General features: G+C 55.5%; 11 protein-coding genes. 8 read left to right on the top strand and 3 right to left on the bottom strand.

The annotated features are described in order from the left end of the window. Positions 1-20 precede the first annotated feature (20 nt). The 4 genes from KVT34_RS23770 (at position 21) to KVT34_RS23755 (ending at position 15,890) form a co-directional block, all read left to right on the top strand. Positions 21-3,920 carry an S-layer homology domain-containing protein gene (locus KVT34_RS23770; RefSeq protein WP_217561768.1) on the top strand — a complete coding sequence of 1,300 codons (3,900 nt, stop codon included), beginning with the start codon at positions 21-23 and terminating at the stop codon, positions 3,918-3,920. 199 nt (positions 3,921-4,119) lie between these two features. Then, positions 4,120-6,000 (top strand): molecular chaperone HtpG, encoded by a 1,881-nt coding sequence (gene htpG, locus KVT34_RS23765; protein WP_217561766.1) that lies wholly within the window; start codon positions 4,120-4,122, stop codon positions 5,998-6,000. A gap of 273 nt (positions 6,001-6,273) precedes the next feature. Then, the gene (locus KVT34_RS23760; RefSeq protein WP_217561764.1) at positions 6,274-15,138 is read left to right on the top strand and encodes a GH36-type glycosyl hydrolase domain-containing protein; all 8,865 of its coding nucleotides are present in this window, start codon (positions 6,274-6,276) and stop codon (positions 15,136-15,138) included. Positions 15,139-15,233: 95 nt separating this feature from the next. Beyond that, positions 15,234-15,890, top strand: coding sequence for a spore coat protein (locus KVT34_RS23755; protein ID WP_217561762.1), 657 nt, complete (start codon positions 15,234-15,236; stop codon positions 15,888-15,890). 70 nt (positions 15,891-15,960) lie between these two features. On the opposite strand, the gene KVT34_RS23750 is transcribed toward KVT34_RS23755, so the two are convergent. The 3 genes from KVT34_RS23750 to KVT34_RS23740 all read right to left on the bottom strand — a co-directional run bounded on the left by KVT34_RS23750 (position 15,961) and on the right by KVT34_RS23740 (position 18,115). Beyond that, a complete protein-coding gene (locus tag KVT34_RS23750) occupies positions 15,961-16,719 on the bottom strand; it encodes a YqcI/YcgG family protein (RefSeq protein ID WP_217561760.1) in 759 nt (252 codons plus the stop codon). A gap of 96 nt (positions 16,720-16,815) precedes the next feature. Continuing rightward, positions 16,816-17,442, bottom strand: coding sequence for a LysE family transporter (locus tag KVT34_RS23745; protein WP_217561758.1), 627 nt, complete (start codon positions 17,440-17,442; stop codon positions 16,816-16,818). A gap of 82 nt (positions 17,443-17,524) precedes the next feature. Then, entirely contained in the window at positions 17,525-18,115 is a 591-nt protein-coding gene (locus KVT34_RS23740) for a DUF1989 domain-containing protein (RefSeq protein ID WP_217561756.1), read from the bottom strand. 196 nt (positions 18,116-18,311) lie between these two features. Here KVT34_RS23740 and KVT34_RS23735 point away from each other — a divergent pair, with 196 nt between their 5' ends. The 4 genes from KVT34_RS23735 to KVT34_RS23720 all read left to right on the top strand — a co-directional run bounded on the left by KVT34_RS23735 (position 18,312) and on the right by KVT34_RS23720 (position 22,999). Beyond that, positions 18,312-18,974, top strand: coding sequence for a phosphodiester glycosidase family protein (locus KVT34_RS23735; protein ID WP_217561754.1), 663 nt, complete (start codon positions 18,312-18,314; stop codon positions 18,972-18,974). 387 nt (positions 18,975-19,361) lie between these two features. Then, complete coding sequence (locus KVT34_RS23730) at positions 19,362-20,738, top strand: glycosyltransferase family 2 protein (RefSeq protein ID WP_217561752.1); 1,377 nt, start codon at positions 19,362-19,364, stop codon at positions 20,736-20,738. Positions 20,739-20,753: 15 nt separating this feature from the next. Continuing rightward, positions 20,754-21,857, top strand: coding sequence for an acyltransferase (locus KVT34_RS23725; protein ID WP_217561750.1), 1,104 nt, complete (start codon positions 20,754-20,756; stop codon positions 21,855-21,857). Positions 21,858-21,859: 2 nt separating this feature from the next. Further along, on the top strand, positions 21,860-22,999 hold the full coding sequence (locus tag KVT34_RS23720) for a glycoside hydrolase family 18 protein (RefSeq protein WP_217561748.1): 1,140 nt from the start codon (positions 21,860-21,862) through the stop codon (positions 22,997-22,999). Positions 23,000-23,103: the final 104 nt, after the last annotated feature.

Raw genomic sequence — 23,103 nt, 5'->3', positions numbered from 1 at the left:
ACAACTTATGAGGTGAATGTATGCATCAGAGAAAATCCTCTTTCCGATGGATTTCGGTTATGTTGATGAGCGTGATTGTGCTTAACGCCGTTTTGTTCGGCGCAGCGGGCCCGGTAAAGGCGGCGTCTCCCGGCGGACTTTCAGCTTATAACGCGGCGGTCACTGCTGCGGAAATGTATCAGGCCATTCTGGATTATCCCAACGATATTTTTGAAACCGTGCAGCAGAAGGATAGTTTTTACTTGAACAGAAAAGCGGATAACGACTTTATCGTGGATGACCTGTTCAGCAAGCGTCCTTTTGCGACGGTTACGGATCTGCGCGATGCTTACGGCAGTGCTTTGGATAACCGGAATTTCTTTTTGTTTCTGCATGAAGCTACCGATAGTTCCGGTGTAAGTGCCGCTTTTAGCTGGATTAATGACGGAACCTTCCTCAATCCCGGATTGGATTTGGGCAAGTATTCCGTTCTGGACTATACGGAGCAAGCGGTTGTGGACCAGGCCGTACTCGACGGCATTCCTGTCAACGGGTATGTCGCCGCGTTCGGGATTCAAACCATCATAGACTCGACGATCGGCCAGATTGTGTCCGGAGCTCTCCAGGATGACAAAACGGCTCTGGAAATCGGTTATGCCGTCGGAGACAGCGACGCACATGTTACCCAGAACCTATACCTTCCGGGTGCGGGTACGCATTTCACACAGATCACTTGGACCGGAGGAAACGGGGTCATCGATCCCGCGACGGGAACAGTGACGCCTCCGGCCGGAGGAGATGTAACGGCCGCTCTTCAGGCGAAAATCAGCAGAAATAATGAAAGTGTGACGAAGGACTTCGCCTTGACCGTTAAAAGTTCGGCGCCGACTGCTACGCCTCCGGCGATTACGGCGCATCCTCAAAGCCTGCCGCCGGTGCTTGAAGGAACGCCTGCTTCCTTTAGCGTGACGGCCACGGGAACGGGACTGACGTATCAGTGGCAGGTAGACATCGGATCAGGCTTCGTAAACCTGCAGGGCGATACGAGCGCCACGCTGAGCATTCCGGCCGTTTCGCCGATCATGAACGGTTACAAGTACCGTGTCGTCGTGTCGGGCACTGGAGGTCAGCCGGTGACGTCGAACGCGGCGCTGCTGACGGTGCTGCCGATGATTCCGACCTTGCCGCCGTCGATCACGGTACAGCCGCAAAACACCCCGTCGCTGCTTCAAGGGATGCCCGCTTTCTTTAGCGTGACGGCCACGGGTACGAGCTTGACGTATCAATGGCAGGTAAACACCGGATCGGGCTTTCAAAACCTGCCGGGCGAAACGAACGCCACGCTGAGCATTCCGGCCGTTTCTCCGAGTATGAACGGCTACATGTACCGTGTCATCGTGTCAGGAACGGGCGGCCAGCCGGTTACGTCGAACGGGGCGGCTCTGAATGTGATGCCGCCGTTTCCAACGTTTCCTCCGGTGATTACGCTGCATCCGCAAAGCCCGCTGCCGGTGCTTGAAGGAAACCCCGCTTCTTTCAGCGTTATGGCTACAGGAATGGGACTGACGTATCAGTGGCAGGTGGACACCGGATCAGGCTTCCTAAACCTACAGGGTGAGACGAACGCCACGCTGAGCATTCCGGCCGTGTCGCTGGGCATGAACAACTACAAGTACCGTGTCGTCGTGTCGGGTACGGGTGGCCAGCCGGTGACGTCGAACGCGGCAATGCTGACGGTGCTGCCGATAATCCCGATTCCGACTTTGCCGGTAATTGTGATCCATCCGCAAAGCCCGCCGCCGGTGCTTGAAGGAAATCCCGCCAGCTTTAACGTAACCGCAACGGGAACGGGACTGACGTACCAGTGGCAGGAAGACAGCGGCATGGGCTTCCAGGACATGCCCGGCGAGACGAACGCGGTGCTGAACATTGCGGCCGTTTCCCAGGGAATGGACGGCAATTGGTACCGGGTTATCGTGACGGGCACGGGGGGACTGCAGGTCATATCGAACGGTGCGACTTTGATTGTGACACAGCCTGTCGTGCCGCCCGTTATTAAAACCCAGCCACCGGGTGATCTCTCGGTTCCCAAGGGAGCTCGCATTAATCTTTCCCTGAAAGCGGACGGACGCGATCTGAGCTATCAGTGGCAGGTGAACACGGGAACGGGTTTTCACGATTTACCGGGCGAAACGGGAACTCTCCTAAGCATTTTCCCCGTGACCAAAGAAATGAACGGGAACAAATACCGCGTTATCGTCTCGGCGTCGGGACTGTACCCGACCCCTTCTGACGAAACGCTTCTGACGGTGTACACCACTCCGTCCGAGCCTACTAACGTTACCGCCACGGCGGGCAACGGCCAAGCGGTCGTCTCCTTTACGGCGCCGTCTGACGGAGGCACCGCGATCACCGGCTACGAAGTTACCGCTTCGCCTGGCGACAAAGTGGTAAGCGGCACGGCAAGCCCGATTACAGTAACCGGGCTCACGAACGGCACCGCGTATACGTTCACCGTTAAAGCTCTTAACGCGGCGGGCGAAAGCGCGGCTTCGGCTCCGTCGAATTCCGTCACGCCTTATGCTCCGTCAAGCGGCGGAGGAGGTGGAGGAGGAGGCGGAGGTTCCTCGGAACCGAGCACGCCAACGCCAACAGCACCTCCCGTTACGGAAGTACCGGCTAACGAAGGAGCCGATATCCTCGTTAACGGGAAGACGGAACGTGCCGGAACCGTGAAGTCGACCGAAGTAAACGGTCAGTCGGTACTGACGGTTTCGGTGGATCCGAAGAAGCTGGACGAGAAGCTGGCGTCCGAAGGCCAGCACGCAGTCGTGATCATCCCGCTTGCGAAAGACAAGAAAGCGGATGTGCTCGTAGGCGAACTGACGGGTCAAATGGTGAAATCCATGGAGCAGAAGCAGGCCGTCGTTAAAATCTCCTTCGGAGATAACACGTACACGATTCCTGCGGAACAAATCAATGTCGGCGCGCTGTCGGATCAGCTCGGCAAGCCGGCCGCACTGGACGATATCAAAGTGCGCATCGAAGTAGCCACTCCGTCCAAGGAAACGCTGAAAGTCGTCGGAAATTCGGCGGCCGATGGTAATTTCACGCTGGTAGCTCCGGCGATCAACTTTGCGGTTACCGGAACTTACGGTGGCGCGACAGTTGAAGTATCCCGTTTCAACGCTTATGTAGAGCGTACCATCGCTATCCCGGATGGCGTGGATCCCGGCAAGATTACAACCGGCGTTGTCGTGGAAGCGGACGGGACCGTCCGTCATGTACCGACCCGGATCGTAAAGATGGACGGGCGCTATTTTGCGAAAATCAACAGTTTGACGAACAGCACCTACTCCGTGATCTGGCACCCGGTCGAATTCCGGGACGTTGCCGGGCACTGGGCTCAGAATGCGGTCAACGATATGGGCTCCCGCATGGTCGTAAACGGTATCGAAAACGGCACGTTTAACCCCGATACGGCGATCACACGTGCGGAGTTTGCGGCCATCATGGTGCGGGCACTAGGACTTAAACAGGAAAAAGCGTCCGCGCCTTTCTCGGACGTGAACCCGACGGATTGGTACAGCGCTGCGGTGCAAACCGCTTACGCGCATAAGCTCATCGGCGGTTTTGAAGACGGAACTTTCCGTCCGTCCGACAAAATCACCCGCGAGCAAGCCATGGTCATCATGGCAAAAGCAATGAAGACTACCGGCTTCCGGGACAAGCTGCCGTCCAAAGAAGCGGCGGATTTGCTGGCTCCTTATGCGGACGCCGCAGCGACTGCCGAATGGGCGAAAAGCGGCGTGGCCGATTGCCTGCAGGGCGCGATCTTTGCGGGGAGAACCGCTACGGAGCTGGCTCCGAAAGCGTCGATTACAAGAGCGGAAGTCGCCGCCATCGTGCAGAGACTTCTTCAGAAATCCGAACTGATTTAAGAAGAGAAGAGTTATTTCTCCAGCGGTCTTTCATACGGCTGGGGAATAACTCTTTTTTCATGCAAAAAGAGAGAAAACAAGCGCATGTATTTTTAACGGAGCGGTTGACTTCAAAAAATGGAATAGGTACTATAAAACTAGGAATTAGCACTCATGACATCGGAGTGCTAACTATGATCTTGTGGAAGGAGATTCACTCATGGCCAAGAAGCAGTTTAAAGCGGAATCCAAGCGTTTGCTGGAAATGATGATTAATTCGATTTACACCCAGAGGGAAATCTTTTTAAGAGAACTGATTTCGAATGCCAGCGATGCGATCGACAAAATTTACTACAAAGCTCTGACGGACGACAGCCTGGCATTCAACGCCGACAATTATTTCATTAAATTAAAAGCCGACCGCGCTAGCCGTACGCTGACGCTTTCCGATACGGGAATCGGCATGACCAAAGAGGATCTTGAAAACAACCTGGGCGTGATCGCCAAGAGCGGTTCGCTCGCTTTCAAGAAAGAAAACGAAGCCAAGGACGGCCACAACATTATCGGGCAGTTCGGCGTCGGGTTTTATTCGGCTTTCATGGTGGCGGACGTCGTTACGGTCATCAGCCGGGCGCTGGGCAGCGAGGAAGCGTTCAAATGGGAGTCCAAAGGCGCGGACGGCTACACGATTGTGCCTGCCGACAAAGAAACGGTCGGAACCGAAATCATTTTGAAAATTAAAGAGAACACCGAGGACGACAACTACGACGAGTATTTGGAAGAGTACCGCCTGAAGTCGATCATTAAGAAATACTCCGATTTTATCCGCTATCCGATCAAGATGGACGTATCCGGCCGCCGGCTTAAAGAAGGCAGCGAAGACGAGTTCGAAGAATACCACGAAGAACAGACAATCAACAGCATGGTTCCGATCTGGCGCAAAAACAAAAATGAGCTGACGACGGAAGACTATGAAAACTTTTATGCGGAAAAACGGTACGGGTTCGACAAGCCGCTCAAACATATCCATATCAGTGCGGACGGCGCCGTCGTGTACAAAGCGATCCTGTTCATCCCGGAAAGCACTCCGTTCGATTATTACACGAAGGAATACGAGAAAGGTCTTGAGCTGTATTCCAACGGAGTGCTGATTATGAACAAGTGCGGGGATCTGCTGCCGGATTATTTCGGTTTCGTAAAAGGGATGGTCGATTCGGAGGATCTGTCCCTGAACATTTCCAGGGAAATGCTGCAGCATGACCGCCAACTGACGCTGATCGCCAAAAATATCAAAAACAAAATCAAGAGCCAACTGCAAAGCATGCTTAAGGATGAAAGAGACAAATACGAGCAGTTCTACAAGTCTTTCGGCCGTCAGCTTAAGTTCGGTGTCTATAACGACTACGGCACCCACAAGGACGATCTTCAAGACCTGCTCATGTTCACTTCTTCCAAAGAGAAAAAGCTGGTCACGCTTGATGAATACGTATCGGCTATGCCGGAAGACCAGAAGTACATTTACTACGCGTCCGGGGAGTCTATCGACCGTATCGAGAAACTTCCGCAAACGGAGATGGTCCTCGACAAAGGTTACGAGATTCTGTACTTCACCGACGATGTCGACGAGTTTGCGATTAAAATGCTGATGGCTTACAAGGAAAAAGAATTCAAATCCGTATCCAGCGGCGACCTCGGAATCGAGCCGGACGCGGCGGATAAGCAGACGGAAGAAGAGGAAAACGACAGCAAGGATCTGTTCGAAGCAATGAAAGCGATCCTGTCGGACAAAGTGAAGAACGTTAAAGCGTCCAAACGTCTAAAATCCCATCCGGTCTGCCTGTCCACCGAAGGCGAGCTGACGATCGAAATGGAGAAAATTTTGAAGGCCATGCCGAACGGACAGGAAGTCCAGGCCGACAAAGTGCTGGAAATCAACGTCAACCACGACGTGTTCCGCTCCCTTAAAGAAGCTTATGCGAGCGATAAAGACAAGCTGAACCTGTACACGAATCTGCTGTACAATCAAGCTCTTCTGATCGAAGGTCTCCAGGTGAGCGATCCGGTCGAATTTACGAACAATATTTGCAAAATCATGGTCTAAGCCGCCCGGCGGTTTAGACAAAAAGGCCCGTTCCTTCCGGAACGAGGCCTTTTTTGCATGTCGACGTTTTGCATGTTTGCGCTAGGGAAAAGCTGAACTGCGCAGGCAAGCATAAGCATGAAGGCGAAACGGTTTCGTTCAAGGCCGATCCTGCGGAGGATGCTTGCCGGCTCATAAAACCAGCCAAAGCTGGGAATAATTTAGTTGTCCCGGACTGTTTAGTTACACCGGACGAACAGTACACCTTTGACTAACTGATCTCCGGAGGAACCGATGACCTATACGAACGAACAACTCAGCCAAAAAGCGCGGGAACTTGCGCTGCAGCACGTAACGACCTTGCCGCGTACAAGGCCCGCTTATATCGAACAACATTTTAAGAAGGACATAGAAAGCTTAAGGGATTTTGTTCTTTCCCTGCAGACGGTTCATGCCGGCTGTACCCAACCGGCCGAGCAGTGGCTGCTGGACAATGCCGAATTTGTCGAAGAGCAGGCCCAGGAAGTCAGGGCTCTGCTCCTTCAGGACGCACTGGACCGCATGCCGAGACTGCGCGGCAGCGGGCTTCTCCGCATTCAGTCCATGATGGAAGACTATTTGACGCATGTCGAGGGAATTTTGAGCGAGGAAACGATACTTGCTTATATTCAGGCCTACCAGGAAGTGAGCGCCTTAACGCTGACCGAAGCCCGTTCGGTGCCGCTCATTCTGCGTCTGGTTCTGGTGAAGAAGCTGGCGGAAACGATGGCTTTCGTCCGGGAGCGCCGCGAAGTCTGCATAGACGTCGGGCGCATCCTTTCCTTGATCGAGCCTGCCGCCTTAAGTCCCGAGACGGTCCATCTCCAGGTGGAAAAAGCGGGCCTCACGCTTCCTTTGCCGGGCCCGTGGATCGTCCATTTAATCAGCCATCTGAGGGAATGGGCCGGGGATGCGGCTTCCGTCCGGGAATGGCTGATTTGCAGTTACGAGAACGGGGCGGAGGACCTTGACCGCATCGTTTCTTACGAGCATCGGCTCCAGACGGCTTATCAGGCCCGGGCGGGGAGTGTAATCACCAGCTTGCGCAAGAACGAACGCTGGGACTGGAACGATCTCTTCGAGCAGATCAGTCTGCCGGACCGGACGCTCCGCCAGGAGTATACGGGCGTGTACCCGCTGCTCGACGCGTACAGCCGGAATCAGATTCTCGCCGAAGTGGAGCGGCTTGCCCGCCGTCTGCGGGTGCCCGAGAATCTGGTTGCCGGACAGGCGGTGGCGCTGGCCAGGGAAGCGGCCGAGAGGGCGGACGCCGCCCGCGCCGGTTCCGGCAGCCCGGATGCGGCCTCCGGGCACTCGGCAGCTTCCGCCCGGAGCGGCTCTTCGCTTGCAGCGGCCGAACCAGCGGGAATGCCGGGCGAGGACTGCCCAGCGCAGGTTCCGGGCTCAGCGTCCGGGAAGCCGTCTGTATCAGTGCGAGCAGAAGATGCGCTCGCCGTGTCCGCTCCGGCCGCGTCGGGCCCGGCTGCTTCCGCCCGGACCGATGTCCTTATTCTCCATGAGAATGGAGAAGTCGCGGCACCTCTGGCGGCGGGAGAGCGCACCCGGGAGCAGTTTCCTTCCTATTATCTGCTCGAATCGAAAGGTGTACAGAAGCTGATCGCCTCGCTGCGGAAGTGCAGCTCTCCCCGAACGATGCCGGAGAACGCTATATCCAGGCGTCCGGCCGGTACCTATTTCGCCTCGATGCTCGGCTTGTTCGCCGTGCTCTGGCTTATCGCGGCCGCATGGATCGGAATCGGGCATGGTTTGTCCGCTCTCGCCTGGGCAGCCGTCCTCCTAGCTTTGCTATTGCCCGTGAGTGAATGGGGAATGACCTGGCTGCATTTCGGTATTGAGCGGATTTGCCGTCCGCGTCCCCTGCTCCGGTATGATTTCTCCGCAGGTGTTCCGGCGGAAGCCGGCACGATGGTGGTTATACCGGCGATCTGGTCTTCGCCCGACGAAGTGGCTGAGCTTGCGGGCCGCCTGGAGGTTCACTATCTGGCCAACCGCGATTCCAACATCCACTATGCGCTTCTAGGCGATTTTACGGATGCGCCGGATGAACAGCTTCCGGAGGATGACCGGCTGGTCCGTCTTGCCGAGGATAAAATTCGCGCGTTAAACGAGAAGTACTCCGCAGCAGGCGGAACGACGTTTCATTTTTACCAGCGGCGCAGGCTTTGGAATCCCCGTGAGGGCGTGTATATGGGCTGGGAGCGCAAACGCGGCAAGCTGGTCGAATTCGTGGAACTGCTGAGAGGCAGCGGCGATACCAGCTATGCGGTGAAATTCGGCGATGCGTCCGTACTTCCGCGGATCCGCTATCTGATCACGCTGGATGCGGACACGCAGCTTCCGATGGGCAGTGCGCAGCGGATGATCGGAACCCTGCATCTGCCGTACAATCGCCCCCGCCTGAACGAAGCGAGGACACGGGTTGTAGAAGGCTACGGGGTGCTTCAGCCGCGCATCGGGATCAGCCACGATTCGGCGATGCGCTCGCGGCTGGCGTATTTCTGGTCCGAGCCGGGCATGGACCCATATGCGTTCGCGGCTTCGGACCCTTACCAGGATGCGCTGGGCCAGGGCATTTTTACGGGGAAAGGTATCTTCGATGTGGATGTGTTTGCCGAACTTCTGTGCGAGCGGATTCCCGATAATACCGTACTCAGCCACGATTTGCTGGAAGGCGGTTTTATGCGCGCCGCGCTGTTGTCCGATATCGAGCTGATCGACGATCATCCGGCCAAGTTTGCTTCCTACCAGAAGCGGCTTCATCGTTGGGTGCGCGGCGACTGGCAGCTTGTGTGCTGGCTTTTTTCCCGTATCTGCGACCGGCGGGGAGTGCTCCGGCCCATTGATTTATCTTTTCTGACCCGCTGGCAGATGCTGGACAATCTGAGGCGGAGTCTGCTTCCGCCTGCGGTGTTCGTCCTGCTCGTTCTCGCCTGGACCGTTTTGCCGGGATCGCCTTGGCGCTGGGCCGCCGTGCTGCTGGCGACGATGTTTCTGCCGCTGCTCCGGCAGCTCTTTATCCTCCGCCGGATTTACAAGCAGCCGAAGCGTCTGCTGGCGACAGCTCTGCACGTATTGATCCAGATCTGGACGCTGCCTTTTCAGACGGCTGTGCTGCTGGATGCGATCGGCAGAACGCTGTACCGCGTGTTTGTCAGCAAGCGCCGGCTGCTGGAGTGGACCAGCTCGTCCCATATCGAGCGAAGCAGCCCGGGACAGCAGCGCACACCGCTTCTTCAAGCGGGATGGGGGTATGTGCTCATTATCGTGTTTGCGCTCGCCTCGGCTGTACAGGCCTCGGCATCCCTGTTGTGGGCCGGTCTCGCGTTAAGCTTGTTCTGGGCGCTGGCCCCTCTGGCTGTCTCATGGCTGGACCGGCCCGTGGAACGGGAGGAAGCGCCGTTTGGAGCGGAGGAACAGGAGAAACTCCGGGTGCTGGCGAGACAAATCTGGTCTTTTTACGAAGACTATGCCGGTCCGAAAGATCATTACCTGCCTCCGGATAATGTCCAGGTAGACCCGCCGAACGGAGTGGCTCACAGGACGTCTCCGACCAATATCGGCTTTTTGCTGACTTCGGCGCTTGCGGCACGCGAATTCGGTTTTATGGACACTCCATCGCTGGTTGAAAAGCTGGAAAATACGATCGGCACGGTCGAAAACCTGGAGAAATGGCACGGTCATTTATACAACTGGTACGACACGCTGACATTGGGGGTTCTTCCGCCCGCCTATGTGTCCACAGTCGATTCGGGCAACTTCGTTGCAAGTCTGATGACGGTCAAGCAGGGCTTGGCAAGCTGGCTGCGGCAAGAAGCGGGAACAGAAGGCCGCTTTACGGAGATTAACCGGGCACCGACAGGGGCCTACGGGGTGGAATTTGCTGTCGACTTGGATCAGACCCCGCCCGGAGAATCCGCGTTGAACGGGTTTGACGGAAAAACGGAGGGAAAAGGCAAGGACCCTGACAACAGCCAGGACATCGGTCCCAAAAACGGCAGCGGGCGTTCGGCAGACCTGACGGCCGAAGGAAGCGGGCCCGAGCCTGCGGGTCATGAGGCTCCGTCGAACCATACGGATTGGCTGTCCCGCGGGCAGCAGCTTTTACAGAGGCTCGAATCGCTTATCGCGGCGACCGATTTTACGCAGCTTTACGATCATAAGGCCAAGCTTTTTGTTCTCGGGTATCACGGCGCGACAGGGGAACGGGACCGTATTTTGTACGATCTGCTGGCGTCCGAGGCGCGGCAGACCAGCTTTGTCGCGATCGCGCTGGGTCAGGTGTCCGTATCCCACTGGATGGCGCTGGGCCGCACGGTCAAACTCCAGGGGAACAAGACCACGCTGATTTCGTGGTCGGGTACGATGTTTGAGTATATGATGCCGTGGCTCATCATGCGGACTTACCGCAATACGCTCTGGGACAGCACGTACCGGGGCGTCGTCAAGCGGCAGATGGAATACGCGCAGGAACGGGGCGTCCCATTCGGCATTTCGGAATCGGGCTATTACGCGTTCGATTACCAGATGAACTATCAGTACCGGGCATTCGGTGTGCCGGGCCTCGGATTTAAGCGGGGACTGGAAGAAGATCTTGTGATCGCGCCTTATGCGGCGGTTATGGCGCTTCCGTTTGCCCTTCGGGAAGGGCTGGAGGACCTGAACCGGATGGAGGAGCTTGGAGCAAGGGGGAAATACGGCTTCTACGAAGCGATTGATTTTACGGCAAACCGAATGCCGCAGGGGGAAGACTGCAAAATTATCCGCAGCTTTATGGCTCACCACCAAGGCATGAGTTTGCTGACAATCGCGAACCTGATTCTCCCCGTTAAAATGTACGATTATTTTCACAGCGACAAACGCGTCCAGGCAGCCGAACTGCTTCTGATCGAACGCATTCCGCCGCGCGAGTCGATGCTGACCCGGGAATTGACGGGAAAGTCGCGTATTCACAAGCCGGAGGCGGAACGCCCTTATTCCGCGCCGGAAAGCATAGCGGCCGACACGCCGGCTCCGGAAGTGGGTGTCCACTCCAACGGGTCGTTCACGACGGCCGTTACCAACAGCGGAAGCGGGTTTATCCGCTGGAACGGACTGGCCGTTTCCCGGTGGAGGGAAGACCCCGTCGCAGATCCGTGGGGCGTGTACCTGTACATCCGCGATGTTACCCGGGAGAAGGTATGGTCCCCGACCTTCCAGCCCTGCCGCGTTCCTTCGGACTCTCAGAGCGTACGCTTCTCCCAGGAACGGACAACTTTCCGCCGGGAGGATGACGGCATACAGACCGTGCTTGAAATTACGGTCTCGCCCGAAATGAACGCGGAAGTCCGGCGGCTGACGCTGGAGAACAAAAGCAGCGAGGCCCGCATCGTCGAAGTGACGACGTTTCTGGAAATCGCTCTGGCGCTGCCCGATGCGGATAAGGCTCATCCGGCTTTCACGAAGTTGTTTGTCGAAACGCAGTTTGACGAGGAGACGGGCTGCCTGCTTGCCCGCAAACGCCCGCGGAATGCGGGAGAGACGTCGATTTGGGCTTTTCACAACTTGTCGGCCTTCGGCGCTGTTCTAGGTCCGGCCGAATTCGAGACCGACCGGGCCGCTTTCATCGGCCGCGGTCATTCCCTTGCGAGGCCGCAAGGACTCGCTTCCCGCCTCGAGGGTACGGTCGGTTCCGTGGCCGATCCGGCTTTCGTCATGCGCCGACGCATCAGCCTCAAGCCGGGCGAGAGCATACGGCTCTGCGCGGTTACCGGCGTCGCGGATTCGAAGGAGCAAAGCTTGAACATGGTCCGGCAGCTTTTTCAGGCTCAGCAGATCGACAGAACCTTTCAGCTCGCCTGGACCCGCAGCCAGATCGATTTGCAGCATCTGCACATCACGCCGGCGGAAGCCGCCGTTTACAGGGCGCTGGCGGGCCGCGTGCTTTATAGGGGGCCGTTCAAGCCCGAGCAGGCGGAAAGCATCGCCGCCAACAGCAAAGGGCAGCAGGGCCTCTGGGCTTACGGAGTTTCCGGCGACAGGCCCATCGTTCTGGCGAGAGTTGCCGACAGCGCAAATCTGCCGTTCGTGCAGAAGCTGCTTGGAGGCTTCGAATATTTGCGGCGGCACGGGCTGTTTTTCGATCTCGTGCTGTTTAACGAATCTCCGGGCGGGTATCAGCAGGAGCTGAGGGATGCGCTCGTCCGCTTATCGGAGCAGGCGGCCGGGAATGCGGGTGCCGCCGGGCAGGGAGGCATCCATGTCGTTCCCGCTTCCGCAATGCCGCAAGAGGACCATACGCTGCTGCTAGCGGCGGCGCGGGTCGTTCTGCGTGCGGACGGGCCCAGCCTGCGGGCGCAGCTGAAGATCTGGCCCCGGAAGGATGCCCGCGACGTTCCGCTGCCGATTACGGCAGGGGAAGCGTCGGCTCCGCTACGGCCGGATGCGTCCGCCGTCTCCGGTGCGGCCGGGGCTGCGGCCTCAGGCACAGCGGGCACAACCGCCGCTTCGGGCACAGCCGGTAGTCCGGGGGCGGCATCCCGAAGCGATGCGGAATCCACCACGGACTCAAACAAAGCCGCGGCTTCCGTTGAAGCATACGACACCGTAGCGGAAACAACCGTAGCCGCTACAACCGGAGTCTCGGGCATCAACGGGGAAAAAGTTGATGCCTCTGGCGCAGTTCCTGCCGCTGACACCTTATTTTTCAACGGGTGGGGAGGCTTTTCACCGGACGGCGGGGAGTACCGGATTACGCTCAAGAACGGGGAGCATCTCCCGGCTCCGTGGATTAACGTGATGGCGAATCCGCGGTTCGGCTGCCTAGCCTCCGAGCTGTACACGGGATACACGTGGTGGCGCAACAGCCGGGAATGCAAGCTGACCCCGTGGTCGAACGACCCCGCCTTAGACCCGCCGGGCGAAGTCTTTTATATCCGCGATGAAGAAAACGGGGATTTCTGGCAGATGGCTCCTTCCCGGGGGCAAGATGATCCTTCCGTTTACCAGGTGGCTCACGGAAGGGGATATTCTCGCTACGAGCATGAAAGCCGGGGAATACGGCAGGAAATGACGGTATTCGTTCCGCTGGAAGACCCCGTCAAGATTATCGAAGTGAAGCTGCGCAACGCAACTTCACACAAGAAATCTTTGTCCGCTACCTACTATGCGGAATGGGTGCTGGGCGTCCAGCGGGAAGGAAATGCCTCCTTCATTATGACCGACTGGGACGACGAAGCGCACAGCCTGACCGCCCGAAACGCGTATCAGGAAAACTTCCGCAATGCCACCGCCTTCTTAACGGTGCATGCCGACGAAAGCAGCCTGTCCTGGACCGGCGACAGGCTTGAATTTATCGGCCGCAACCGGACGTTTGAAGATCCGGCCGCGATGAGCCGGCCCGATCTGTCGGGCGTGACCGGTCCCGTTTATGACGGATGCGGGGCCGTGCGGACGAAGTTTGAACTGGAACCGGGCGCCGAACGGACGGTCTATATTCTTCTGGGCTGCGGAGATTCCCGCGAAGAAGCGGTGCGGATAGCCAGCAAGTACAGGGAACCTGCTGCCTGCATGGCCGCTTATGAGGCTGTCCGTACGTTCTGGGAAGACTTGCTTGGAACCGTAACCGTGTCCACTCCCGTGCCGGAAATGGATATGATGCTGAACCACTGGCTCCTGTACCAGACACTCGCTTGCCGTATGTGGGCCCGTACCGCGTTCTATCAGGCGGGGGGAGCCTACGGGTTCCGGGATCAGCTCCAGGATTCGCTGGCCCTGCTGAACAGCCGTCCGGACCTGACCCGCGCCCAGATTCTGCTTCACGCTTCTCATCAGTACGAGGAAGGGGATGTCCAGCACTGGTGGCACGAGGAGACGCACCGCGGTATCCGTACCCGCTTTTCGGATGACCTGCTGTGGCTCCCTTACGCCGTGTCCCGGTATATCGATCATACGGAAGACAGGAGCATTCTTGACGAAACGGTGCCGTTCCTTACGAGCAAACCGCTGGAAGCGGATGAGCACGAACGGTACGAGGAAACGGTTCTGTCCGGCAATAGCGGCACGATCTTCGATCACTGTGTGCGGGCGGTAGACCGCGCTCTGAAATTCGGGGAGCACGGGCTGCCTCTGATCGGCATCGGCGACTGGAACGACGGTATGAGTATGATCGGACCCGAGGGGCGGGGGGAGAGCGTCTGGCTGGGATGGTTCCTGGGAGATGTCCTCCAGGGAATGGCCGATCTTTGCGAAATCCGGGGAAAACAAGAACACGCCGGGCGCTTCCGGAGCCAGCGGGAGAAACTGGCCGCGGCGCTGAACGAAAGCGCCTGGGACGGCCAGTGGTACCGCCGCGCCTTCACGGATGCCGGTCAGTGGCTCGGGTCGATCCACAACGCGGAGTGCCGCATCGATTCCATCGCCCAATCATGGTCGGTCATCTCCGGCATGGCTCCGGAGGATAGAGCCCGTCAGGCCATGAAATCCTTCGACCGGGAACTTGTCGACCGCAGCTTGTCCGTCGCTCATATTCTGACGCCTCCGTTCGACAAGACCGACCCGAGCCCGGGATATATCCAGGGGTACCCTCCGGGTATCCGGGAAAACGGCGGCCAGTATACGCACGGCGTGATCTGGAGTATTGTGGCCTGGTGCGGTCTCGGGAACGGGGAAAAGGCGCTTGAACTGTTCCAGATGTTCAACCCTATCATGCATACCAAAACAGCGGCGGAGGTCCGGAAGTATGTCGGTGAGCCTTATGCCATGGCTGCCGATGTATACACGGAGCCGCCGCACAGGGGACATGCGGGCTGGACCTGGTATACCGGTGCGTCGGGATGGATGTACCAGGCGGGGATGGAGTGGATCCTCGGCATTAGACGCCGGGGCGCGAAGCTGTCCATCCGCCCTTGTATTCCTCCGGAATGGCCGGAGTTCTCGGCGGTATACCGCTTCGGGCAATCCGAATACCGGATCACGGTCCTTAATCCGTCGAGGAAATCAAGCGGTTGTACGCGCCTGACAATCGACGGACAGGAAGCGGACGGAGATTTCTCCTCCGGCGAAGGTCCGTTCGTTCCGCTGGCAGACGATAACAGGGTTCACGAGATTGTCGTGACGTTGTAATCCGGAGGGGAGAAAGAAAGTTCTCCTCATAAAAAGACGATTCAAAACCTAAACTATTCAAGTTGTTAACCATCAACCTAGCGGAGGGATTTCACATGCAGCAGCAAAATTATTTCAACAATCAGAACCAGCAGGGATTGCCTAACTTTAACCACGGCGGCCACGAATTTTTTGACATGCATGAGGTGCTTTCCGGGACGATCAACGTGCTCGACCAGTTTATGCTGTTCCGGACTTTCGTCAAAGACCCGGAGCTTCTGGATATCATCGACCGCCAGTACAGCTTTATCCTTTCCCAATACAACCTTACCGCGGAATGTTTCGCGACAGGCCGGAAGCCGAGCCATGAGACGTCCACGTACATGATGCAGCAGCCGACCAACATTCAGTACGGCATCAAGCCGAGCCAGCCCAAGAAGCCGAACCAGTCTCTGGCGGACGTGAAGGACGCGGGAATCAGCGGCCATATGCTCGGACTGATCAAAACGCACGCGTCTCTTCTGACGATGTCCGCTGTGGAAGTCACGAATCCGGTTGTCCGCCGTGTTCTTGCTTCCCAGGTGCAGAATTTCATCGAGCTGGCTTACGAGATTTTCCTGTACCAAAACAAACATGCGTACTATCAGGTGCCCCAGCTTCAACAAAACGATATGCAGAGTATGCTGAACACGTTCGTACCGACGCCGGGCTACCCGCAATCGCCTATCGGCAATCAAGGCATTCCGGCGAATTTCGCTCCGCGCTACCAGTAAACATACAAGAAACCCGGTTATGGTTTGCGTTAAACCATACCGGGTTGTTTTTTATTTAGGAAAAGGTCCGTTATTTTTCATTTTTCAACTGATTTTTCATCGCCATGAACGGGCAACGGGAAGGAGCCGTTTCATCGTCCCGCAGGAAATACTGCTTCCATTCCTGATTGTCCGGTTGTCCGTACCATTTTAACGAAGGGTGCACCGGTACGTCATCATAGTCCGCGAGTTTATTGCGGATTATTTTGCTGATATTCCGACCGAACGCAGTCGTTTCATTGATTTCATCGAAAATCCAGCGGGGCTGAAATGCCACAAGGAACGAAGAGAAGTGCCGGCTTTTGCGCTGCCCGTGCGCAGGTGTCGCACAGAAGGCGAAATAAGGCTGACCGGCGAAACAAAATTCCCACGTGGGCTTCGCCGGATCTTGCGGGATATTCTCGGGCCAAGGGGCCGTGTCTTTGTCGTGCAATCGGTTGAGGAGGGACCAGAACAAGGTTTCGTACGCAAGAACGTCTCCGTGATTTTTCAAGTCCTCCGGAGTTTCGAAAAAAATAACAAGCGAGGCGTATTTTCCCGTTTCACGCGAGCAGCTCCCATAGGCGTTCAGAAGCTCGGCCGTATCGGATACGGCTTGGGCAGTCCGGGGATCGGGCGCAAAGCCGTACCGGAGATTATTCGTGACGTACCCGTGATGTCCGGGCACACAGGGGTACTGGTTCTCAGGGCCCCCGATCATCGCGGCGAATTCCCCGAACGCCGTCCGCTGCCATTCCGGAAGCTCCATTCTGTGCTCCTCGATCCATATCTTGCTGCGGAGTTCCGCCATTCTTTCCAACCCCTCTCCACACCATGCAGTGTATGAGCCCGGATTGGAATAGGTGAATGCCCCGGGGTTCCGGGGGTTACCGAAGGTAAACGAGGGTCAGCCCGCAAGCATCAGAAGAGCCTCATAGCCGAAGTAGAGTCCGAACAGAATCAGCGAAATTCCGGCGAGCAGGGAAGTGATCTGAAGAATCAGGGGGGTGCCGAACCGGTGAAAAGAGCTTGCGAAAAGGGCCATCGCGATATCCCAGATCATAAGGCCGACAAATATGCCGAGGCTGTGCCAAAGCGCTTGGCCGGTGCCGTGGCTCTGGGGGCTTTGGGCAAGAACGGAGCCGTATATACCCAGCCAGAAAAGAATGGTCAAGGGGCTCGTCAGCGCCATAAAAAAGCCGTACCGGAAAGAACTCATTTCGGAAGGGGACTCCCGCATTTCGCCGCTTTCACTCAGCTTGAGACTTTTCAGGGTCACGATTCCCGTGTATAGAAGAACAAAGCAGCCGAACAGCCACAGGAAGGTTTTCATAAAGGGGGTATCGAGGAAATGGGCAACGCCGAAATAAATCAGCAGCATGTAAAAAAGATCGGCAATCATGGCGCCCACTCCGATCAGCCATGCGTGAAGAAAGCCGAAGCGGACACCTTTTTCCAATTGGGCGGCATTGACGGGGCCTACGGGCGCGGATAACGAGATGCCGAGCACGACATAGGTCAAGAAGGCATTCAAAAAGCAACACTCCCCTTAGAGATGGATGACAGGTACAAGCGTACAAGTCATTGTATTCAGGGAATGTCCCGTTTAGAAGAATTTACAAAATTTGGACGTCTATCGGCGTGCAGACGTAGCCGTTGCAGACGCTTTCCGAAGCCGGACAAGCCGACATCGCGACCAGCAGATCCGTTTCCGCACGCAGGTCCACGTAATCTCCGGCCTTGGACAGCGGTCTTTTCACATGGATGGAACCGTCCGGCTGTATAACCGTGTGCATAAACAAATTGAACGGATAGTGCTGTTCCGGAGGCTCGATGCCGAACTGGGCGATGGCCTTGTTCAAGTTGTGGTAACAGCACGCATGATCCTTCTTTCGGTATGTGAACTCGTACATTTCCGGCCGGCAGGCGGAGTTGATAAAATCGTGCTGGCCTACCGTGTCGGCCACAATGGTAAGCAGCGGCGTATACCGGGTGGAATACAGGATGTCCCCGGGGGTTACTTTCATTTTTCGCAGAGCATCCATCGTGACGGTCGGGTCGAACTTCTCCGCGGGATTGTCCGCCCGGTAGGCGACGATATCGGCAATCTGCTCGCCTTCCACGTCCGTGATCCGCACGGTCTGGCCTTTGCCGAGCCGGAATCCGAGCCCTTCGGTAGCGGGAATCCGCCATTTTTGCGTGGACAAAAGAGGTCCTCCTCTGTATGGAAAGATTTTATTAGTATGGCTTGGGTCCCGCGGAGGTATTCGCCAGGGTTTGGCCGCGATTAGAGCCGGAAGAAAAGGAAGAAAATCCGGCCTTAGCGGTTGTATTTGCACGCCGATTTCCGCCTTTAAAATGAAAGGGCAGACGCCCTGAAAATTTAAAGGGGAGTGAATATAAATGGCCTATACCTTTTCAACGGTCACCGCATCCAACGGAGTAAAGCTCTACTCGATTAAGACGAGTCCCAAAAACATTACCATCAAATCCATCGGCGCATCGAGCGTGGTCGGACAGACGGCTTACGGGGTGAACGGCGGGTATTTTTACGACGGTACGCTGCTTCAGATTGCCGTCAACAACAACGTAGCTGTGGCGCCCAACGGCAGCGAAAACGCAAAGTATGCCAGAGGTACGCTGGTGTGGGACGACCAAAGCGGGGCGTTCTCCGTTCAGGTCGTTCGGAAGATGAGCGAGATTCAGGTGGCCAACAAAAGCAACTATTGGGCGCAGGGCGGCATCAGCATGATGCTGAAAAGCAGCGAATCCGCCTGGAAAACCCAGGCCGCCGCGGAAAATATTCAGAACCCGGACGGCGCGGCCAACCGGACCGCCCTCGTGTACAACAACGCGAACAATATTTGGCTGATCGTAACCGATTCGAAGCCGACAGCGGCCGCTTTCCGTACCGCGATCAAAGAGAAAATCGGTTCCGGAACCCTGGTGGACGGCATTTTCCTGGACGGAAGCGGCTCCTCGCAGTATAAAGTGGCCGAAAGCTCCTACGGCGGATCGGATGCCAAGCCGCGCCTCGTCTATCAGATGGTCGCTTTGAAGAGCTGAGATTTATGTAGATTTTTTTAACTCGGGCCTAAGATACTTAATTTTTCTTAATAATCAACTTAAAAAATCCAATTAATTCCTTAAAAGACTCAAAATAAACGCTTTGAGTCTTTATTTTCTTCACAAATAACAAAAAATGCAAAACATTCACTTGGCAGGGTTAGATAATCGGAGCAAAACGGAGGAAACTTTTAGTAAAGGTGTGATGTATTCGCTTTATCGGATGATGTAAGAGTTTTACACTATTAGTAGATTAGACTAAATTAGATAAAAAGAACTACATTTCCAGATGAAAGGAGATTATCGGATAAATCCTTTAGCGCTGTAATGCGTGGCTTAACCGGAGGAAACCTATAGACAAAGAGAAAAGATAGGAGGAGTAGAGAGATGCAGATCCTGTTATACGTAACGACCCTCGTTTTTTTGGCGTTCCAGCTCTTGTATACCTTTATTCCGCTGCTGTTCAGCAAGGTAAAGAAGCTGGAGGAAGGCTTGGAGGAAAAATCGATTTCCGTTCTTGTGCCGGCCTACAACGAGGAACTGACGATCCGCAATTGTATCGAAGCGATGGAAGGCCTGAAATACCGGAATCATGAAATCATCATTATCAACGATGGATCGAAAGACGCGACTCTCCGGAGGCTCCAAGAGCTGCTGGATCTGCAGGAAGATGACCGGCAGGTCATGCAGGAGTTAACCTATCGGCCGGTTAGAGCCTTCTACCGCTCCCGGCAGTATCCCCATATTTATGTCATTGATAAACAGAACGGCGGCAAAGCCGACTCCCTCAACGCCGGAATCGATTACGCCCTCTCGGACATCGTCATTACGCTGGATGCCGACTCGATGCTGGAAGCCCATTCGCTTCAATATGTGAACCAGTATTTTCACGATCCCGACGTCATGGCGCTTGGCGGTACCGTCAAAATTGTCCAGGGCGCGGAAAGAAAAGACGGGCAAATCCAGGAGAGATTTACGGGAAAAGGCCTCATCAAGAGTCAGATCATCTCTTATATTCACGGTTTCTACGTTAGAAAACTGACCCAATCGGCGCTTAATTCGATCGTGGTCATTTCCGGCGCTTTCGGCGCTTTTTACAAAGAGGTGCTCATCCGGGTGGACGGGTTCCGGAGCACGGTCGGCGAGGATATCGACATCACGCTGAAAATCCACGAATATATCAAAGCGAACAATCTTTCCAAAAAGCTCGTGTACGCCCCCGAGGCCGTCTGTTACACCGAATGCCCCGAGAACATGCCGAACTTCTACAAACAGCGGATCCGCTGGCAGAAGGCTTTTGTCGACTGCATCCTCATTTATTGGTCGGACCTGCCTCGTAAGTTCAATCTGGGCGTCCGGCTGTTTTTCGCCATTGACGGCTTTGTGCTGGGGACGCTGACGGCGTTCACGACGTTCGTCTATTTGTTCCAGCTGCTGCTAGCGGGTGACGGCATATGGATGGCGCTGCTTATCCTGTCGGCCACGCTGCTCATTAACGCGATTCAGATTGTCATTGCGCTTGCGCTCTGTAAGAAATACGGGAGCACCTACACGCTCAAGGACTATATCCGCATGTTTATTTTCAGCCAGCTGGAACTGCTGACGTACCGGAATGTGCTGCTCTATATCAATATTGTGGGGACATTCAAATATTTCGATAACGACGAAGGCTGGGGATATGTCGAGAGAAAAGGAATCGCGTCCATTTCCCGCAGCGTAACCGCCCCGCCTACCGCACCCGCTTCCCCACTATCTCAGAGCTAACGGAGGAAACCCTTTATGAACAACGCAGTGCTCAAAACGAACCGGATCATTTACATCGATCTCCTGCGGATTCTCTCGATTCTCGCCGTGATCATTTTACATATTACCGCCACCCTGCTGACCAGCACGAACGATTTCAACACGGCCTCCTGGTGGGTGAGCAATCTGTTCAATTCCGCCGCGCGTTTCGCGGTGCCCGTCTTTTTTATGATCAGCGGAGCGATGATTCTGCGGTCGGAAGTCAAATCCTACAAAACGTTCTTCCTGAAGCGCATCATGCCGCTTTTCGTTTCGCTCGTAAGCTGGTCTCTGATCTACAGCATTTTCACCCAGTATTATTTGCAGAAAAGTACCATGGGCGCGGGGGAATTCCTGCTCAGCTTCGCTTACAAGTTCATTCTGGACCGCAACTATATCCACCTGTGGTTCCTGTATGCGATCATTGCCATCTACCTGACGGTGCCGCTCATCAGCCGAATGGTCAAGGCATGCACCGAGAAGGAGCTGCGGTATTATCTGCTGCTCTGGTTTACCGTCAGCATCGCGTACCGCTTCGTTACGGACTGCGTGCTGCGGATTACGTCGGAAAGCCTGTACGTGCCCATCATGAACATCCCTTTGTTTATGGGTTATCTCGGTTATTTTATCCTGGGCTATTATTTGTTCCATTATGAGATATCGCCCAAGCTGAAGAACGTCCTGTTCAATCTGGGGATCGTCTCTTTCTTTCTGACGCCGGTGGCCACGTATTTCGCTTCCATGTACAGCGGAGTGCTGGACGAGATGTTCTACGGCAATTACTCCGTGACGACATTTTTCATGGCAGCCGGCCTCTTTATTCTCTTTAAAGAAAAGGATGCCGCGATCAGCGCCAAGGTGAACGACAAAGTCAAACGGCTCGTCGGCTCCATTTCCAAAGCGAGCTTCAGCATTTACCTGATTCACCTGCTTATCGAAATTATGGTCTCCCGGAGGACGGAGGTCGAAGGAAGCCTGGTCGAGACGACCGTTACGCTTCTGTTTAACCTCGGCGCGGTTTTTGTGGTCAGCTACATTCTCGTCAAAATTCTCAATCTCAACAAAATCGTGACGAATGTCTTATTCGGCGGGAAAGGGTAACGATGAAAATACACCTGTATACGAAACTGTTCGTGGCGCTGCTGATCTCCGGAATGGGCTTTTACTTCTATACCACCAGTCAGGCCAAAGACCATAAAATCAATTCCGTCTACGTCATCCCGACCGGGGACAAGCTGGACGAGATCAACTTCGAGGAGAAGAAGATCGATATCGCGTTCTTGGCTTTCGCCCAAATAGGGGACAAGTACAAGGTATCTTTTCATAAAGACGAAGCGGCGGATGCCGAAATCAAAGAGAACATCAAAAAGCTCAAAAAAAACAACCCCAAAACGAGTATCGTGCTCGCCGTAGGGGGATACGGGGCGGACGGTTTTTCCGACGCGAGTCTGCAGGAGAACCGGCGGACGTTTACCGACAACATCATTGCCCTGGTCAAAGAGCTCGGCCTGGACGGAGTCGATATCGACTGGGAATATCCGGCCTCGGATGCCTGGGGAACGCAAAAATCCCGCAGCGAAGACACCCAGAACTTTACGTTCCTTATGAAGGAACTCAGAGAGAAGCTGAACCAGCTTCCGCATAAGAACAAGAAGTACATCCTGACCTTTGCGTCAGGGACCCAGGACTGGTACTTCAAGAATGTCGAGGTTAAGAAAGTCGAAAAATACGTCGACTACATCAACGTGATGAGCTACGATCTGACGGGCAAATGGTCGGATACGACGGGGCTTAACTCCAATCTGTACAAGGATGCGGAGAACAAATCCATAGACAGCGTGGACAGTATCGTGAAGCTGTATCTCAGTCACCATATCGATCCGGCGAAGCTGCTGCTCGGGGTTCCCGCGTATTCGTACGGATGGGAAGACGTCAAGAGCGACGGCGACGGGGCGTTCTCTCCGGGCAAGCCGATCGACATCGACAAGACGGATCTCAGCTACAAGACCATCGAGAAGAAATACATGGACAAGAACGGGTTCAAACGGTATTTCGACGAGAAAGCCAAAGCGGCTTATTTGTACGACGGCGAAACATTCATTTCTTACGAAGATAAAGAAGCGCTCCGGGAAAAAATCGCCTACATTAAGGCGAACAATCTCGGCGGCGCCATGGTCTGGGAATATTCCCAGGATGCGGACGACGGGCTTGTGAAGTACTTAGGAGATCATTTGAACGAATAGGAAAAGGGTGCGGACGCTTCAGAAGCGTACGGCCCCGGGCTGTCTCTCAGGAGGCGGCCTTTTTGCTGATCCGGGAGCCGGATTGCACGTTTCCGAGCGGCGGG

The organism is Paenibacillus sp. GbtcB18 (assembly GCF_019091125.1).
GTDB classification, from domain to species: Bacteria; Bacillota; Bacilli; order Paenibacillales; family NBRC-103111; genus Paenibacillus_F; species Paenibacillus_F chitinolyticus.
Note: the sequence above shows the minus strand (reverse complement) of the source record. Positions and strands in the feature narration are given on the sequence as shown.